The 17,717-nt window shown below is 76.6% G+C and carries 13 protein-coding genes; 1 reads left to right on the top strand and 12 read right to left on the bottom strand.

Annotation, left to right across the window (positions count from 1 at the left end):
• Positions 1 to 13: 13 nt before the first annotated feature.
• Positions 14 to 1,480: an amino acid permease gene (locus JIG38_RS00370; RefSeq protein ID WP_199421525.1), complete on the bottom strand. Its 1,467-nt coding sequence runs from the start codon at positions 1,478 to 1,480 to the stop codon at positions 14 to 16.
• Between the two features lie 26 nt (positions 1,481 to 1,506).
• Positions 1,507 to 2,754: a glycoside hydrolase family 3 N-terminal domain-containing protein gene (locus JIG38_RS00365; RefSeq protein ID WP_199421524.1), complete on the bottom strand. Its 1,248-nt coding sequence runs from the start codon at positions 2,752 to 2,754 to the stop codon at positions 1,507 to 1,509.
• A 212-nt stretch (positions 2,755 to 2,966) separates the two neighbouring features.
• Between JIG38_RS00365 and JIG38_RS00360 the strand changes: the two genes are divergently transcribed.
• A complete protein-coding gene (locus JIG38_RS00360; RefSeq protein WP_199421523.1) occupies positions 2,967 to 4,913 on the top strand; it encodes a pectate lyase-like domain-containing protein in 1,947 nt (648 codons plus the stop codon).
• 148 nt (positions 4,914 to 5,061) lie between these two features.
• Here the strand turns inward: JIG38_RS00360 and JIG38_RS20830 are convergent, their stop codons facing one another.
• The 10 genes from JIG38_RS20830 to JIG38_RS00310 all read right to left on the bottom strand — a co-directional run bounded on the left by JIG38_RS20830 (position 5,062) and on the right by JIG38_RS00310 (position 17,713).
• Positions 5,062 to 6,039, bottom strand: a complete 978-nt coding sequence (locus JIG38_RS20830; RefSeq protein ID WP_199421522.1) for a LacI family DNA-binding transcriptional regulator — start codon at positions 6,037 to 6,039, stop codon at positions 5,062 to 5,064.
• Between the two features lie 99 nt (positions 6,040 to 6,138).
• The gene (locus JIG38_RS00350; RefSeq protein WP_199421521.1) at positions 6,139 to 7,416 is read right to left on the bottom strand and encodes a sensor domain-containing phosphodiesterase; all 1,278 of its coding nucleotides are present in this window, start codon (positions 7,414 to 7,416) and stop codon (positions 6,139 to 6,141) included.
• A 94-nt stretch (positions 7,417 to 7,510) separates the two neighbouring features.
• Positions 7,511 to 8,632, bottom strand: a complete 1,122-nt coding sequence (locus JIG38_RS00345) for a hypothetical protein (protein WP_199421520.1) — start codon at positions 8,630 to 8,632, stop codon at positions 7,511 to 7,513.
• Between the two features lie 93 nt (positions 8,633 to 8,725).
• On the bottom strand, positions 8,726 to 9,013 hold the full coding sequence (locus JIG38_RS00340; RefSeq protein ID WP_307844387.1) for a hypothetical protein: 288 nt from the start codon (positions 9,011 to 9,013) through the stop codon (positions 8,726 to 8,728).
• 144 nt (positions 9,014 to 9,157) lie between these two features.
• Positions 9,158 to 10,852, bottom strand: coding sequence for a M15 family metallopeptidase (locus JIG38_RS00335; protein WP_199421519.1), 1,695 nt, complete (start codon positions 10,850 to 10,852; stop codon positions 9,158 to 9,160).
• Between the two features lie 391 nt (positions 10,853 to 11,243).
• Positions 11,244 to 12,260: a magnesium and cobalt transport protein CorA gene (locus tag JIG38_RS00330; protein ID WP_199421518.1), complete on the bottom strand. Its 1,017-nt coding sequence runs from the start codon at positions 12,258 to 12,260 to the stop codon at positions 11,244 to 11,246.
• A gap of 133 nt (positions 12,261 to 12,393) precedes the next feature.
• Positions 12,394 to 12,810: a ChaB family protein gene (locus JIG38_RS00325; protein ID WP_199421517.1), complete on the bottom strand. Its 417-nt coding sequence runs from the start codon at positions 12,808 to 12,810 to the stop codon at positions 12,394 to 12,396.
• Between the two features lie 2 nt (positions 12,811 to 12,812).
• Positions 12,813 to 14,279 carry an NAD(P)/FAD-dependent oxidoreductase gene (locus tag JIG38_RS00320; protein WP_199421516.1) on the bottom strand — a complete coding sequence of 489 codons (1,467 nt, stop codon included), beginning with the start codon at positions 14,277 to 14,279 and terminating at the stop codon, positions 12,813 to 12,815.
• A 53-nt stretch (positions 14,280 to 14,332) separates the two neighbouring features.
• Positions 14,333 to 16,057 carry a DUF885 domain-containing protein gene (locus tag JIG38_RS00315; protein WP_199421515.1) on the bottom strand — a complete coding sequence of 575 codons (1,725 nt, stop codon included), beginning with the start codon at positions 16,055 to 16,057 and terminating at the stop codon, positions 14,333 to 14,335.
• A 48-nt stretch (positions 16,058 to 16,105) separates the two neighbouring features.
• The gene (locus JIG38_RS00310) at positions 16,106 to 17,713 is read right to left on the bottom strand and encodes a M15 family metallopeptidase (protein ID WP_199421514.1); all 1,608 of its coding nucleotides are present in this window, start codon (positions 17,711 to 17,713) and stop codon (positions 16,106 to 16,108) included.
• Between the last annotated feature and the right edge of the window lie 4 nt (positions 17,714 to 17,717).

Genomic DNA, 17,717 nt, shown 5'->3' with positions numbered 1-17,717 from the left:
GTCGGGGAGCGGCTCAGCGCCCGACGACGGGCTCGGTGAGCCCGTGCGCGAACCGGCTGTGCCGGCGGCCGTACGCGGCGTACACCACGAGCCCGATCGCCATCCACGCGAGGAAGCGGATCCACGTGTCGAGCGGCAGGTTGATCATGAGCCAGAGGCAGGCCACCACGCCGAGCACGGGCACGACGGGCACCCCGGGGGTGCGGAACGCGCGCGGCAGGTCGGGAGCGGTGCGACGGAGCACGAGGACGCCCACGCACACCACGGTGAAGGCGAAGAGCGTCCCGATGCTCACGAGCTCGGACAGCGCCTCGAGCGGGACCACGCCCGCGAGCACGGCCACCCCCGCCGTGACGACGCCCGTGATGACGTGGGGCGTGCCGAAGCGCGGGTGGACCCGCGCGAGGGCGGGCGGCAGCAGGTGGTCGCGGGCCATCGCGAAGAGCACCCGGGTCTGGCCGAGCATGAGCACGAGGATGACCGTGGTGATGCCCGCGACCGCCCCGAGCGCGATGAGCCGCGCGGCCCACGTGATGCCCAGGCTGTCGAACGCCTCGGCGAGCGGTGCGGCGGTGTTGAGCTCGCCGTAGGGGACCATGCCCGTGATGACGGCCGCGACCGCCATGTAGAGGACCGTGCAGACGGCGAGCGAGCCGAGGATGCCCCGCGGCATGTCGTGCTGGGGGTTGCGGCTCTCCTCCGCCGTCGTCGCGACGATGTCGAAGCCGATGTAGGCGAAGAAGACGACCGACGCCGCGGCGACGACGCCGAAGGCGCCGAACATCGTCGGCTCGAGCCCGAAGATCGCCTGGACGATCGGCTGGTGGAGGACCGAGGCGTCGCCCTCGGGCGCCGGCTGCGCGGGCGGGACGAACGGCGTCCAGTTGGCCGTGTTCACGTAGAGCGCGCCGAGGACGATGACCAGCAGCACGACGGCGACCTTGACGACGACGAGCACGCCCGTGACCCGGCTCGACAGCTTGGAGCCGCGGACCAGGAGCAGGCCCAGGACGAGGACGATCCCGATCGCGGCGAGGTCCGGCCGCGCCGCGTCGCCGGCCGCCCAGGTCGGCAGGTCGAGCAGCTGCGCGAGGTAGGCGGACCACCCGCGGGCGACCACGGCGGCGCCGAGCATGAGCTCGAGCAGCAGGTCCCACCCGATGATCCACGCCACGAGCTCGCCGAGGGTCGCGTACGAGAACGTGTAGGCGCTGCCGGCGACCGGCACGGACGACGCGAGCTCGGCGTAGCAGAGCGCCGCGAGCCCGCAGGTCAGCCCCGCGAGGAGGAAGGAGAGCACGACGGCGGGCCCGGCGTTGGTCGCCGCCTGCGTCCCGGTGAGGACGAAGATGCCCGTGCCGACGATGACGCCGACCCCGAAGACCACGAGGTCCCAGACCCCGAGGTCGCGCTTGAGCCGGTGGGCCGGCTCGTCGGTCTCCCGGATCGACTGCTCGACCGACTTCACTCGCCTGGCCATGGGACCCCCGCCTCCGTGCTCCGCGCTCAGGCGGACCCTAGCGGCGCGCGGGGGTGGCCGCTCGGGACGTCCACGTCCAGGCACGACATCGCGACCGGGTCGCCCCCCGCGAGCGCCGTGACGCGCGCTGCCGCCTCGGACAGGCGCGCCTCCGGCAGGGTGCCCGACGCGACCGCCGCCACGAGCGCGTCGCGCATGCGGACGGCGTGACGCCCGTCGGTCGTCAGGACCGCGTCGGCGCCGGCGGTGACCGCGAGCACCGCGGCCTCCGGGAAGTCCCAGCGCAGGTTCACCGCACCCATGCCGAGGCTGTCGGTGATCGCGACGCCCTCGAAGCCCAGGTCGCGCAGCAGGTCGTACGCACGAGGGCTCAGCGACGCGGGGACCCCGGGGTCGAGCGCGGCGTACTGCACGTGGTTGAGCATGACGACGGGCACGCCGGCGTCGACGGCCTGGACGAACGGCACGAGGTCGCGCGCGGCGAGCTCGTCGAGGGAGGCGTCGACGACGGCGTCGTCGGTGTGGGTGTCCGTGCTCGAGGCTCCGTGGCCGGGGAAGTGCTTGACGGTGGGCACGACGCCGGCGTCGGCCAGGCCGGCGGAGAACGCGAGGCCGTACGCCGCCGCGGTCGCCGGGTCGCCGCTGAAGGACCGGTCGCCCACCACGCCGTCGGCCGGGCCGTCGTCGAGGTCGAGCAGGGGCGCGAGGTCGAGGTCGACGCCCAGGTCGTGGAGGCGCGCGCCGAGCTCGGCGGCCTGCGCCCGCACCTCCTCGGGCGTCCGGGTCTGCGCGAGGCGGCGCGGCGAGGGCCCGCCGCCGGTGAGTGCCCGCGTCGTGGAGACACGCCCGGACTCCTCGTCCGTCGCGACGAGCAGCGGGCGGGCGGCGCGCTCCCGCATCCCGGCGGTCAGCGCGCGCACCTGGCCCGGCGAGCCGAGGTTGGACTCGGACAGGAACACGCCGCCGACCCCGAGGTCGACGACCTGCTGCGCGAGCGGGTCCTCGGCGGTGCGCGCGCCCGGGATCCCGACGACGAGCACGGCCGCCGCCCGGCGCTCGAGCGGTGCGGGCGTGCACTCGGGCTCGGCGGGGGCGGCGGGCGCGAGCGGCGCGGGAGGCGGCAGCGCCGCGAAGCGCTCGAGCGCGCCGGGCACCTCGGGGAAGACGTCCCCGACGGTCGGCGCGCACGCGGCGAGGGCGGTCACGGCCGCGACCGCGGTCACGAGCAGGGCGCCCCGCCCCGCTGCGGGCGGGAGGTCGAGCTGTCGGCGCACCTGCCGACGGTAGGTCAGACGGTCCGCCTGCGCGCGCCGGGGGAGCCGTGTGCGCGTGGGGTGCACCCGTCCGGGTGACGACCGGCCCGTCCGGCTGCCGGTCGGCGGCCGGACGGCGAAGGCTTGACACGCGCCTCCCCGGGCGATGAGATCGGCCGTGGTGACACGAGTCACCTCCGCCTGCACGCCTCGATGGAGAGGACCGCCTCCGCATGGCACCACACCTCGCACGACCTCCGCGCACCGCCCCCCGGCGGCACGCGCGCCCCCGCCGCGCGCTCGTCGTCGGCCTCGCGCTCGCGACCGCGGTGTCCGCGGCGACGAGCGCGACCGCGACCGCGCTGCCGACCCACCGCGGGCCCCACCAGGCGTCCGCACCCTCCCTCGGCCCGAACGTCGTCGTCTTCGACCCGTCGATGCCGGTCAGCGAGATCCAGGCGACCGTCGACGCCATCCACGCCCAGCAGGTGGACGCCGAGATGGGCACCGCGCGGTACGCGCTGCTGTTCCGGCCCGGCACCTACGGCACCGACGCCGAGCCGCTGCAGATCAAGGTGGGCTACTACACCGAGGTCGCGGGCCTCGGCGCCCAGCCGACGGACGTGGTCATCAACGGCAAGATCGAGTCCTACAACCGGTGCCTCGAGAACGACGGGACGAGCAACTGCCTCGCGCTCGTCAACTTCTGGCGCACCCTGTCGAACCTCTCGCTGCGCATCAACGCCGCGGGCCAGGACGGCTGCCGGTCCAGCGCCAACTTCTGGGCCGTGTCCCAGGCCGTCTCGATGCGCCGCGTCGAGGTCACGGGCGGGACGCTCTCGCTCATGGACTACTGCACGGCCGGCCCCCAGTACGCGAGCGGCGGGTACATCGCCGACAGCCGCGCCGGTGACGTCGTCAACGGCTCGCAGCAGCAGTGGCTCACGCGCAACAGCCAGATCGGCAGCTGGTCCAACGGCGTGTGGAACGCCGTCTTCGCCGGCGTGGACGGCGCGCCCGACGACGCGACGTTCCCCGACCCGCCGTACACGACGCTCGAGCAGACCCCGGTGAGCCGGGAGAAGCCGTACCTCCACGTCGACGCGCGCGGGCGCTACCAGGTCCGCGTCCCGGCGGCCCAGCAGGCCTCGAGCGGCGTGACGTGGGACGAGGGCGCGACGGCCGGCCGCACGATCCCGCTGAGCGACTTCTACGTCGCCTCGCCGGGCGACTCCGTCCAGACCCTCAACAGCCAGCTCGCGCGCGGCAGGCACCTGCTGCTCACGCCGGGCGTCTACGACGTCGCCCGGAGCATCCAGGTCAAGCGTGCGAACACGGTGGTGCTCGGCATCGGCCACGCGACGCTCACCGCGGTCGACGGCGCCGTGCCGCTCACGGTGGCCGACGTGCCCGGCGTCGTGGTCGCGGGCCTGACGATCGACGCCGGCGAGGTCGAGTCGCCCGCGCTGCTGCGTGTGGGCGCGTCACGCCCGGACGGCGGCCACGGCCAGTCCGGGTCGCGGCACGGCGGGCACGGCTGGGGGAACGGCCGGGGCAGCGACCCCGCCAACCCCACGACGCTCAGCGACGTCTACTTCCGCATCGGCGGACCGCACGCCGGGAGCGCCGACGTCACCCTCGAGATCAACAGCGACCACGTGCTCGTGGACCACATCTGGGCGTGGCGCGCCGACCACGGCGTGCCGGGCTCGTTCGGGTGGGACGTGAGCCGCGGGCGCAACGGCGTGGTGGTCAACGGTGACGACGTCACCGCGACCGGCCTCTTCGTCGAGCACTACCAGGAGTACAACGTCATCTGGAACGGCGAGCGCGGCCGCACCGTGTTCTTCCAGAACGAGCTGCCGTACGACCCGCCGAACCAGGCGGCGTGGCAGCACGACGGCGTGCTCGGCTGGGCGGCGTACAAGGTGGCCGACGACGTCGAGCAGCACGAGCTGTGGGGCGGCGGCTCGTACATCTTCACCAACGTCGACCCGACGATCCACGCCGCGCGCGGCTTCGAGGTGCCGGTCACGCCCGGGGTGCGCCTGCACCACGTCATGACCGTCAACCTCAGCGCGGGGACGATCGACCACGTCGTCAACGACACGGGCGCCCCGGTGGACAACTCGAACACCGGCACGCCGAGCTTCGTCGTGGAGTTCCCCGGCGAGGGCTGAGGTCGGTCCGGCGGTCCGGGCGGGGCCCGTGACGCCCCGCCCGGACCGGCGCGACGTCGAGGTCGGACGACGAGGGACGCCGGCGGGGCGCTGGGGCGCCGCGGGGCGGTGCCGGTCCGGGCCGCGCCCCGTCAGGAGCCGGGGTCCGTCAGGTCGAGGCGCGGACGACGACGCGCAGGCCCTCGCTCGGGTGGGGCGGCGGCTCCGCGGCGCCGTCGAGGGTCGCGAGCACCGCGGCGGCGAGGTAGTCCGCCTGGACACCGACCGGCTGGCCCACGGTGGTCAGTGCCGGGTTCGCGAGCGCCGCGAGCGGCAGGTCGTCGACCCCGATCACCGCGATGTCGTCCGGGCAGGTCAGCCCGGCGGCGCGGACGCCCGCGAGCACCGCGAGCGCGACCTCGTCGTTGTAGGCCGCGACGGCCGTGACGCCGGCCGCCTGCCAGCGCCGGACGGCCTCGGTCGCCGACGCGACGGTGAGCTCGACGTCCGCGACCACCGGTGCGGCGAGCCCGGCCGCGGCGCACGCCGCGCGCACGCCCTCGACGCGGGGCCCGGCGAAGTCCACGAGGCGCGGGTCCACCGGCGCCGCGTGCCCCACCACGCGGTGGCCCCGCTCGACGAGGTGGTCGACCTGGAGGCGCCCGATGTTGGCCTGGTCCGCCGCGAACGCCCGCGGGTTGTCGGGCTCGACCATGGTGCTCACGACCTGGATGCCCGCCTGGCGCATCGCGCGCTCCTCGTCGGGCGCGAACGCCGCGAAGCCGACGACCGCGCGCGGCGTCACCGCGCGCCACAGCTCCGACAGGGGACGGGGACCCCGGCCGTGGTGCACGAGGACCGAGAGCCCGCGCTCGGCGAGCGCCGTCGCGAGGTGGTCGAGCATGAGGTCGAGCACCGGGCCGATCGGCCAGTTGGGCAGCACGCACAGCACCAGGTCCGTGCGTCCGCGGCGCAGTGCACGGGCCGCGGCCGACGGGGCGTAGCCCAGGCGCTGGGCCGCCTCGAGGACCCGCTGCCGCGTCGCCTCGGAGATCGTCACGCCGGGCGTCCCGTTGAGCACGTAGCTCACCGTGGTGCGCGAGACACCGCTCGCGCGCGCGACGTCGACGCTGGTCACACCGGGCACGTGCGCTCCTCGGCTGCGGCCGGCACGACGGGCCGGGGCGTGGGCAGGGCGGTCCCGTCCATCCTCCCGCACGACGACGGCGCGCGGTGGGACCCGGTCTCAGCGCGGCGTGATCCGCGCGAGCAGCGCGTGGGCGATCGCCGTGACGCGGTCGCGGTCGTGGGTCACGAGGAAGTCGAACTCGCGCTCGCCGTCGGTGTGCCGGGGGCGGGGCACGTCGGTGCGCGCCGGCACGACGCCGCGCGCGACGAGCGCGACGCTCTCGTGCGCACCCAGCACCACGACGGTCCACTCGAGCGCGAGCGGGTCGGCGGCGTCGAGCGCCGTCCCACGGACCGCGGGCACCGGCTCCGACGCCATGCCGACACCGAGCACGCCGACGAAGGGCAGCTGGGCCGCGAGCGCGGTGTACCGGCGGCCGGTGGCGGGCGTGAGGTGGCGCGCCTCCTGGAAGCACGAGAGGAGCATCGGCGGGACGCGCGACTGGAGCGCCGTCAGCTCGAGGGTCTGGGAGAGCGGGAGCAGGAGCCGCTTGGGGACGCGGCTCAGCCGCCCGCTCCCGGCGACGACGTCGAAGGGCGTCGCGGCGGGCGCGTCCTGGCCGGGGTGGGCGGCGAAGCGGTCGGGCGCGGTGCGCGTCGGCGCGAGGGTCTCGTCCGGGCGGCCCCAGAGCCAGCCCTGGCCGAGGGTCGCCCCGAGCACGAGCGCGCGCGTGAGGTCGTCCTCCGCCTCGATGCCCTCGGCGACCACCTCGGCTCCCGACGCCTCGGCGTAGGCGCGCACGGCACCCGCGACCGTGATGGTCATCGGGTCGTCGAGCGTGCGGAGCAGGCCGAGGTCGAGCTTGACGACCTCGGGACGCAGCAGGGGGACGAAGGCGAGGGACGCGGGCTCCACGCCCACGTCGTCGAGCGCGAGCGCGCAGCCCGCTCGGCGCAGCTGGTCGGCCGCGGCGAGGATGCCCGCGGGGTCGGCGGCGAGCGCGCGCTCGGTGATCTCGACGACGACCTGCACGTGCGAGGGCCGGTCGGCGACCGCGGCGAGCACGACGTCGAGGCGCTCGGTGAGGGTGCTCGGCTCGACGTTGACGAAGAGCGTCGTGGGCCGACCGCCCGCGCGCGCGCCGGCGTCGTGCAGCGAGTGGCGCAGCGACGCCTGCTCGAGCTCGCCGAGCAGACCCGCCCCGCGCGCCGCGTCGAGGAGCGCGAGGGGCGACTCGAGCGCGCTGCCCCGTGGGCCGCGCAGGAGCGCCTCGTGGCCGAGGGCACGGCCCGAGCCGAGGTCGACGAGCGGCTGGTAGACGCACCGCAGGGCGCGGGCGTCGAGGAGGGCCACGAGCTCGGACGCCCGCGTGTCGACGGGACGGGGGGCGAGCATGGTCACACCAGCCCATCGGCAGGCCGTGGCCGGGCCTGAACGGTCCGTCCGGGGGATTGTGACGGCGGCCGCCGTGGCAGCCGGCTCGGCGCGGTCAGGAGCGCTCGAGCCGCTCCCGGGCCGCGGACACCCGTTCGGCCGCGGTCGTCGCGTCACGGGCCGCAGCGCGCCGCGCGGCCTCGGCACGGCGGTGGGCGACGCGCGCCGCCGCGTGGTCGCGGTGGAGGTCGGCGAGGCGTGCGGCGACCTCGTCGACCTCGGCGGCGAGCGCGGCCTCGCGCTCCGCGGCGCCGCGTGCCGTCTCGGACGCCGACCCGAGCGCGGCCTGGGCGCGGTCCGCGGCGTGCGTGGCCGCCTCGAGCGCCGCCTCGGCCTCCTCCCGGCGTGCCCGCTCGCGACGCTCCTCCTCGTCGGCCTGCGTCCGCGCAGCCGTCGTGCGTCGCGGGACGGTGGCGTCCTCACGTGGCTCCGGGGCGTCGGCGGTCCGGGCGCGCGAGGTGGCCGTCCGCCGGCGCGCGCCGCGCAGCGTGACGAGGTCGCCCGCGGGCGGCGGCTCCTCCGTCGCCGTCGGCTCCGCGCGAGGAGCAGGAGCGCGCCCGCGCGCGTCGCGGCGGGTGCCGCGGAGCGTGACGACGTCGTCGTCCGGCGCGGCGGCGGCCGCCTCCGTCGTGGGCGCGGCCGCGAGGTCGCCGTCCTCGAGCAGCGACGTCGCGTCGGGCACGGCGACGGCGCCGTCGAGGTCGACCGGCTCGAAGCCCGTGCTCGCGAGGTCCGTCACCAGGAGTGCGGAGCCGACCGCGGCCGCGGCGCCCTCGTCGGCCATCGCGGCGCGGAGGGTCTGCTCCACCTGACCGAGCACGGCCTCGCTGACCGCGCGCCCGGATGCGGCGGCGTCGGCGACGACCGCCTCCCGGGCCTCGCCGAGCACACGGTGCTGCTCACGCCCGAGCGCCCGCAGGTCGGCACCCGCGAGGTCCTCCTGGGCGCGGGCCATGCGGCGCCCGAGGTCCAGGAGCGCGCGCACCCGGGCCGGGTCGGTGCGGACGAGGCGGTTGACCGTCCACGCCGCGGCCGAGGGCCGTCGGAGCGCCGCGACCTGCGCCGCGAGGTCGCGGTCCCCGGCGGCACGGGCCTCGCGGCTGCGGGCCGTGCGCGCGGCCGTGAACTCCTCGGGCGGCAGCGCGTGCAGCGCACGGGCGACCTCGACGAGCTCCACGGCGTCCTCCTCGCGCGGCCGGCTGGGACCGGCCCCCAGCATGCCGCAGCACGCGCGGGGTCGAGCGCGGACGCGGCGTGCGGCGGCCCCGCCTCAGCCGCGCGCCGCGGTGCGGTGCGGCGGGACGAGCCAGCTCACCGAGCGCATCACGTCGCCCGCGCGCAGCCACTCGTAGCGCTCGGTCGTCGGGTCGCCCGGGTCGTCGCGCCAGCACACGAAGACGTGCGACCGCGTCCACCGGTTGGCGCGCGCGGGTCGCCACTCCTCGGTCCCGTCCGCCCACTGGACGCGCACGATGACGGGCACCTCACCCATGGGGCGGGTCGGCACGCTCTCGGGCTGGTCCCGGTTGGCGACGACGCGCCCGTCCCCACCCACCACGGGCCTCGCCTCCCAGCATCGAACGTCTGTTCGAATGCTACCGCGCGGGCACGCCGACCGTCGCCGCGCGCCGCCGACCTGCCGGGTGAGATCCGCCCCGCCGGTCGGACGACGGAGCTGCGGCGGGCGGTCGCTCCTGCCGGGTCAGAGCCCGGGGCCGTCCCAGCCCGTGTCGGTGCCGTACTCCCAGTGCCACGGCTCCTGGGGGCCGCCGCCGCCCGGCTCCATGAGCTCGGGGTGGTACCAGCCGAAGTCCGCGCCGTGCTCCTTCATCCACAGGTAGTCGGGGTCGCGGAACGAGCCCAGCCGGCCGAAGTCGCCGAAGTCGACCGCCACGGCGCGCCCGTGGTTCGACGTGCCGGGCGTCGCGGCGAGGCCGCCACGGCTGCGGCGCGTCGCGACCTGCATCCCGTAGCTGCGGTAGGAGCTGACGACCGAGAGGTCGCGGCCGAACTCGGCGCGGTAGACGGAGTTGAGCTGCTCGAGCGCGGCCGCGGCGTCGCACCGCAGCAGCTCGTCGGGCGCGAACGCGGGGGCGCACAGCGCGCTGGTCGGGATCTCGCCGTTGGGCGCGGCCGTGGCGATCGCGACGCGCTCCGCGATGGCGGCCGCGGCGGCCTCCGCGGCGGCGCGGGCCGCCTCCTCGGCGAGGCGGGCCTGGGTCGCCGCCTGGACCTGGGCCGTGAGCGCGGCGACCTGCTCCGCGATGGCGAACATCTCCTGCGTCGCCTCGAGGTCGGTCACCGGCGCGACGGGTGCGAGCGGGGCGGCGACGCCCTCGCCGGCGGCGGTGGCCTCTACGGGGAGCGCCGCCCTGCTGCCGCCGGAGCGGCTCGCGCGCTCGACGGCGGCCTCCCGCAGCGTGTCCTCCGGGCTCGGCGCGGGGGCGGCCGCGGGCGCGGCCTCCTCGGCGGCGCCCATCATCGCCTCGAGCTCGGCGACCTTCTCGTCGAGCGGCGCGACGGCGTCGGCCTGGACCAGGGGCGTCGCGGACTGGACGGCCGCGTCGGCCAGCGTCACGGCGGAGGCGGCGACCTCGAGCGCGCGGGTGCGCTGCGTCGCGGCGTAGGCCTCGGCCTGGGTCGTCAGCCGGGCGGTCTCCGCGCCGTGGACGCGAGCGGTGTGCAGGCGTTGCTGCTGCGCCGCGAGGGCGGCGGCCGACGGCGTCGCGGTGGCCGACGCGCCGTCCTGCAGGGCGAAGCCGCTGACGAGGAGCGCGCCCGAGAGCGCGAGGGCCGTCGCCGACTTGGCGGCCCTCGTCCCCGGGGTGCGCGGCGCGGCCGCCACGGCCGGCGCGGTCGCCGGGTCGAGGAGCGGGAAGGGCGGCGGGCACGCGGCCTGCTGCTTGAGCCGCAGCTCGCGCCGGGTCACCGGGGTGGAGAGCGACAGGGTCGAGGGCGACAGGGTCGAGAGCGATCGGCCAGCGCTGTCGACGCCGGCCGGCCGCGACGTGAAGACGGCGGGGGCCACGGTCGCGTCGGTCGGCGTCCGGGTCACCGACGCGGGGGCGGCCGGCGTCAGGCGCCCGACGAGCGTGGGCGACGCCGCGTGCGCGACCGGTGCCACCGCGGGCGGCTCAGCCGGGGCGCTCTCCGCCTGCCCGACGGGCTCGACGGGCTCGGGGGACGGGGCGGCCTCGGGCGCCTGGGCGGCGGCCGCGCGTGCGGCCTCGGCGGCGCGGAGCGCCCGCCGCGTGAGGGGTGCGCCGGCGGCGCCTCGGGCGGAGGTCGGGCTCGGCACGTCGTCCGCGGCCTCGAGGGCGGCGGCGGCCGCGGCGGCGAGGCGCAGCTCGCGGCGCGTCACGCCGGACGTCGTCCCGGGGACGGGCGAGAGCTCCATGCTCCCAGGGGTCGGGGACGCGGACCGCGTGGCCGGCTGCTGGGGGAGGGGCTGCAACGCTCGATGGTCCTCGTTCGTCGGTGGCCTGCTCGTGGCAGGCGCGCTCGGCTACGACCGCGCCCGTCGGAGCGTGGCTCCGTGGACGCGGCCCGGTCGGTGGACCGCAGGGGGGCGGCCCCGGCGCGAACCGCGCGGGGCCGACATCCATTGGCACACGCGCGCGGGTCGTCCGACGACTTCGGGCGCAGGTGTTCACACAATCCCCACACCGATCGCGTCACGGGTTGGGCAGCGGGACGCGTCAACCGCGTCGCGGATTGGTCACGGTTCGATAACGGCCCGGACTCGGAACGATGACGGACCCGTGGCGCGTGCGCCGCGGTGGGACCCGTCAGAGCCAGCGGCGCGACCGGAAGACGGCGTAGAGGACCACCGAGCCGAGCGCCATGAGGCCCACCGCCGCGGGGTAGCCCCACGTCCAGTCGAGCTCGGGCATGTGCGTGAAGTTCATTCCGTAGACCGTCCCCACGAGCGTGGGCGCGAAGAGGATCGCGGCCCACGCGGAGATCTTCTTGACCTCCTCGTTCTGCACGAGGCTCGCCTCCGTCATCGCGCGGACCTCCTCGTTCTGCCGCTCGGTGACGATGGTCGCGTTCATGGACAGGGCGTTCTGCAGGAGCGCGCGGAAGCCGTCGGCGCGCTCGACCACCCGGACGACGTGGTCCTGGACGTCGCGCAGGTGCCGGCGCAGCTCCTCGTCGACCCCGTACTCGTCCGCGCCGGCCTCGAGGGCGCCGAGGATCCCGAGGAGCGGGTGCGTGGCCTTCTGGAAGCCCATGACCTCGCGCAGCAGCTGGTAGATGCGGCGCGAGACGGCCGTGTCGCCGGCGAAGAGCTGGTCCTCGATCTCGTCGATGTCGTTCTCGAGGCCGGCGACCACGGGCCCGTACTCGTCGACGACCTCGTCGAGGATCGCGTAGAGCACCGCCTCCGGCCCCAGCCGGAGCAGCTCGGGCGTGGCCTCCATGCGGCGTCGGACGCGGGCGAGGTCGGGGGACTCGGCGTGCCGGACCGTGACGACGACGGACGGGCCGCAGAAGACGTGCAGCTCGCCGAACTCGACGCGCTCGTCGTCGTCGACGTAGCGCGCGGGCCGCAGCACCGTGAAGAGGACGTCGCCGTAGCGCTCGATCTTGGGGCGCTGGTGGGCCTTGACCGTGTCCTCGACCGCGAGCGCGTGGATGTCGAACTCGGCGGCGACCGAGGCGATCTCGTCGTGGTCGGGCCGGTAGAGCCCGATCCAGGCCATCCCGCCGGTCGAGCGCAGCGTGTCGTACGTCTGCTCGAGGCCCGCCGGCTCGGCGTGCCGGCGTCCCTCGACGTAGACCGCGTTGTCCACCACGACCATCGCACCGCTCCCGTCGTCCGCGCAGCGTCCGACCGGACGCCCGCGCGGCCATGATGCCGTGCGCGAGGCGTCCGCGTGGCCCGGGGGGCGGCGTGGCCCGCCGGACGCCGTGGCCCGCGTCGGGCCCGGGGCCTCAGCCGGCGCGGCGCGTCCGGCGCGCGTTCTCCTTCTGGAGCGCGTCGACGAGCTCCTCCTTGGACATGGTCGACCGGCCGCGCACGTCGAGGCGCCGCGCGAGGTCGTAGAGATGCTTCTTGGAGGCGTTCGCGTCCACCCCGCCTGCCGTCGGTGCGTCCGTACCGCGCCCGCCGGCGGCCCGGGTGTCCGACGGCCCCTTCTCGTCCTTCGCCTCCCAGTGGTCGCCCACCTTCTCGTAGGAGTGCTTGAGCGCCGCGTACGCGACGCGGTGCGCCCGCTCGGCGTCGTCGTACTCCTCGGCGGCCGCGTCGTGGGCCTTGGCGAACGTGCGCTGAGCCTTCGCGGGCGAGCGCCGCAGCGTGGCGGGCAGCTCGCTCTGCTTGGCGGTGCCCTTCCGCGTGGTCTTCGGCATGGTCAGGCCTCCCTGCTGCGATCTCCGGTGCTGGTGCTGGTGCTGGCGGTTCCCGGGTCGGGGTCCGGTGCCGTCCCCGGCCCCTGCTCGGGCGGGTCGGCCTCCGTGGCCGCCCGCGCCTCGGCGTCGAGCAGCGCCGTGCGCGCACGGACCTGCTGCAGCGTCGCGGTCCGCTCCGAGCGCCCGCTGCCGACGAAGCTCACGAGCCAGTGCAGGAAGGTCGTCACGCGGTTCTTGAAGCCGACGAGGTAGAGCAGGTGCACCCCGAGCCACAGGACCCACGCGACGAACCCGGAGACCTCGAGCCGGCCGATCGCCGCGACCGCGTGGAACCGCGAGACGGTCGCCATGCTGCCCTTGTCGTGGAACCGGAACGGCTGGCCCGTGGTGTCACCCCGCAGGCGACGTCGGATCTGGTCCGCCGCGTGCCGGCCGCTCTGCATGGCGACCTGGGCGACGCCGGGCAGGCGGTCGAGCGCCATCATGTCGCCGACCACGAAGACCTCGGGATGGCCCGGGAGCGTGCAGTCGGGGAGCACCTCGACACGCCCGGCACGGTCGACGGACGCGCCCGCCTGCTCGGCGAGGCGCCGGCCGAGCGGCGACGCCGCGACGCCCGCCGCCCAGACCTTGGTGCGGCTCGCGATGCGGCTGCGTCGGCCCTGCGCGTCCTCGAGGTCCACGCCGTCCGCGTCGACCCCCACGACCTTGCTGCCGAGCTGGACCTCGATGCCCAGGCGCTCGAGCTGGCCCATGGCGGCGCTCGAGAGCTTGTCGCTGAAGGCACCGAGGAGCGTCGGCGCCGCGTCGAGCAGGACGATCCGCGCGGTGCGCGGGTCGATGCTGCGGAAGTCGTCGCGCAGCGAGCGGTGCGCGAGCTCGGCGATCTGGCCGGCCATCTCGACGCCCGTCGGACCCGCGCCCACGACGACGAACGTCAGCAGCGCCGCGCGCTCGTCCGGGTCCTGGGCCAGCTCCGCGAGCTCGAACGCGCCGAAGATCCGCCCCCGGAGCTCGAGCGCGTCGTCGATGCTCTTCATGCCGGGCGCGTAGCGCGCGAACTCGTCGCGCCCGAAGTACGACTGGCCCGCCCCGGCCGCGACGACGAGCGAGTCGTACGTGACGTGGTGCTCTCCCGCGGGGTGGACCGCGGTGACGGTCCGCGTCGCGAGGTCCACGTCCGTCACGGTCCCGAGCAGGACGCGCGCGTTGCGCTGGCGGCGCAGCACCTCGCGCGTGGCCGGGGCCACCTCGCCCTCGGAGAGCACGCCCGTGGCCACCTGGTACAGGAGCGGCTGGAAGAGGTGGTGCCCGGTGCTCGCGACGACCGTCACGCGGACGTCGTCGTGCGCCAGGGCCTTGGTCGCGAACAGGCCGCCGAAGCCCGAGCCCACGACGACGACGTGGTGGGGCGGTGCCCCGCGGTCGCTCGGGCGGGCCGCCACGGTGGAGGGTCGCGTCGCCGTCATGCGTCCACCTTGAGCCGGGCGCGCGGCACGCGCCACCGGGCGCCGGCAGGGCGTCAGAGGGCGGAGAGCTCGCGCTCGAGGTCGTCGAGGCCGAGGGAGCCGAGCGACAGCGCCGCCGTGTGCCACGCGCGGAGGTCGAACCGACCGCCGTGCGCCTCGTGACGCGCGCGGGCCGCGGCACGGCCCGCGAGCCAGGCGCGTTCGCCGAGCTTGTAGCTGATGGCCTGGCCCGGCCAGCCGAGGTAGCGCACGACCTCGCTGCGCACGAAGGCCGCGGGCGACCCGCTCCGCTCGGCGAAGAACGCCTCGGCCGACCCGGCGGTCCACCGGGACCCGGGCCGGAACGGCGCGTCGTCGGGCACCGGGAGCCCCACGTGCAGGCCGATGTCGAGCACGACGCGGAGCGCGCGCATGCGGTGCCCGTCGAGGTAGCCCAGCCGCGCCCCGGGGTCGGCGAGGTACCCGAGCTCGTCCATGAGCCGCTCGGCGTACAGGGCCCAGCCCTCGGTCGTCGCGGGCACCGAGCCGATGCTCACCTGGTAGCGGGACAGCTCGCCGGCCCGGTGGGCCCACTGGCCCAGCTGGAGGTGGTGACCCGGGACGCCCTCGTGGTACCACGTGCTCACGAGGTCCCACGTGGGGAACCGCGTGCGGCCGAGCGTCGGGAGCCAGGTCCGCCCGGGGCGCCGGAAGTCCAGCGACGGCCGGGTGTAGTAGGGCGCGGCGGCGGCACCGGGCGGCGCGATCCGTGCCTCCACGCGCCGGACGGGCTCCGCGACGTCGACCACGGTCCCGTCGAGCTCGTCGACCGCGCGGTCCATCATGCGCTGCAGCCACTCGCGCACCTCGTCGACGCCCTCGACGGCCTCGCCGTGCACGTCGAGGTGCGCGAACGCCTCCCGCGGGGTGGCACCGGGCAGGACGCGATCGGCCTCGCGCCGCATCTCGTCCTCGATCCGCGCGAGCTCGGTCCAGCCCCACGTGTACGCCTCCTCGGCGTCGAGGTCCGCGCCCGTCGCGGCGCGCGCCCCGAGCAGGTAGCGGTCCCGGCCGACGCCGTCGGGGGTGCCCGCGACGGCGGGCAGGTAGGTGTCCGCGAGCCAAGTGCGCAGCTCCGCCACGCCCTCGGCCGCGAGCGCCGCCCCGGCGGCGAGCTCGCCGGCGAGGGCCTCGGGCCCCGCGGCGACGTGGCCGGCCCACCAGCCCGGACCGTCGAGCCATGCGTCGAGCTGCCCGACGACGGCCTCCGCCTGGCGCGGCGCGCTCACGTGGCCCGTCGCCAGCCCCGCGGCCAGGGCCGCGCGGTAGCTGCGGGCGCACGCCGGCACCTCGCGCAGCCTGCGGGCGACCACGTGCCAGTCGTCGGTCGTCGAGGTGGGCATGAGCAGGAACAGCTGCTGGAGGTGGTGGACCGGGGAGGCGATCGGCCGCAGGCTGACGAGCTCCTCGCCGTGGTCGTGCAGGGCGAGCTGGGCGCCGAGCCGCTCGGTCAGCAGCGTCGCGCACCGCCGGTCGTCGTCGTCGGCCCGGGTGCTCGCCCCGGCGGGCCGCTGCGAGAGCGCGGCGAGCTCGGCGAGCACGGCGCGTGCCGCACGGGCCCGCTCCGCGAGGGCGTCCGGGGACAGGTCGGGCATCCGGTGGTCGTCGGGCCGGGTCCCGAGCGCGGTGCCGACGGACGGGTCCAGGTCCGCGAGGGTCTCGACCCAGCGGTCCGCGATCGCGCGGGCGCTCTGCGGGCTGGTCGCCGTGGGCGCCGGGACGTCGAAGGGCTCGGTCACCGCAGCACGCTAGCCCAGCCGACCTCGCGGCGTGGGCCCCGCGGCAGGTCAGTCGGTCGTGCCGTACTCCCAGTGCCACGGCTCCGCGGGCCCGGCGCCGCCGGGCTGCATGTAGGACGGGTGGTGCCAGCCGTAGGCGCCCGCGTTCGCGCGCATCCACAGGTACGTCGGCCGGTCGAACTGGCCGAGCGAGCCGAAGCCGTCGAAGTCGACGGCGACACCCCAGCCGTGGTTCGACGTGCCGGGGGCGGCCGCGAGGCCGCCCTTCTGCGACTTCACCGAGACCTGCGACGCGTAGTCGCGGTAGGAGCTGACGACGTCGAGGTCGCGACCGAAGTGCGCCCGGAACGCCTCGTTGAGCTGCTCGAGGGTCACGGCGGCGTCGCACCGCAGCTGGACGCCGGGGGCGAAGTCGACCCCGCACAGCGCCTCGGCCGGCAGGGCGCCGTTGTCCGAGGCCCGGACGACGGCGACCTTCCGCGACCGCTCGGCCCGCGCGAGCTCTGCCGCACGGGCCGCCGCCTCGGCCGCGGCGGCCGCCGCGGCAGCCGCCTGTGCTGCGGCGATGTTCGCCTGCGCCGTCGCCTCCACCTGCGCGGAGAGCGTCACGACCTGCTGGGCCGCCGCGACGACCTGCGCGGTGAGGTCGAGGTCGAGCGCCGCGACGGTCGCGGAGGCCGTGACGGGCGCGGGGCGCGCCGGCGCCGAGGGCGGCGCGTCCACGACGACGGGCAGGTCGGCGACCGCGCTGAGGGGCTCACCCGGGACGACGTAGCTCGCCGGGACGGGGGCGGCGTCGCGCGTCGGCGCGGTGCTGCGGTCGGCGGCGTCGTCCGCGCGCTGCTCGGCGACGAGCGTGGACGCCGGGTCCGTGGCGCCCGACGGCGCGACGGAGACGACGGGCGTCGCCACGTCGCCGTCGTGCATCGCGGCGACCGCCTGGGTGCCGAGGCTCGGCGGCGGGGCGATGACCTCCGACGACGACGGCGCCGCGGCGACCAGCTGCGCGAGCTGGGCGGTCGCGGCGTCGAGCGGGCTGATCTGCTCGGCTGCGACGACCGGGGCGGCCACGACGACGACGGCACCGGCCGTGTCGATCGCCGCCTGCGCGACGGCGAGCGCCTCGTTGCGGCGGAGCGCGGCGTACGCGACGGCCTGCTCCGTCATCCGGTTCGCGGTCGCTCCCGCGACGCGTCGGGCGTGCACCTCGGCCTCGCGCTCGGCCTCGAGCTGAGCCGCCGTGGCACGGGCCAGGTCCGCGTCGCGCGCGGCCTGCTCGGCGCTCACCTGCGTGATGCCACCGGCGAGGAAGGCGGCGGAGAGCAGCACGACGCAGCCCGGACGCGCGACGACGGCGCGCAGACCCCCACGCAGCTGACCGCCGAGCTCGGCGGGCAGGGGCGCGGTCAGGGCGGCGCGCGCCGGCGCGACCGCGCCGTCGACCTGCGCGGCCCAGCGCTGCGTCAGGGCGGCGGCGCCGCTGCGGACCACGTCCGCGAGGCGTGAGGCGAGCCGCAGCCCGTCGAGGGTGAGGGGCGTGACCGCACGCGTCATCGACGTGAGGGTCCCGGACCGGGCGGGCGCACGGTGGCTCGCCTGCCGGGCGGCGGCAGCGCGCAGCTCACGGCGGGTGACGGTCACGTGCTCCGGCTGCATGCGG

Source organism: Actinotalea solisilvae (assembly GCF_016464425.1).
Lineage (GTDB): Bacteria > Actinomycetota > Actinomycetes > Actinomycetales > Cellulomonadaceae > Actinotalea > Actinotalea solisilvae.
Note: the sequence above shows the minus strand (reverse complement) of the source record. Positions and strands in the feature narration are given on the sequence as shown.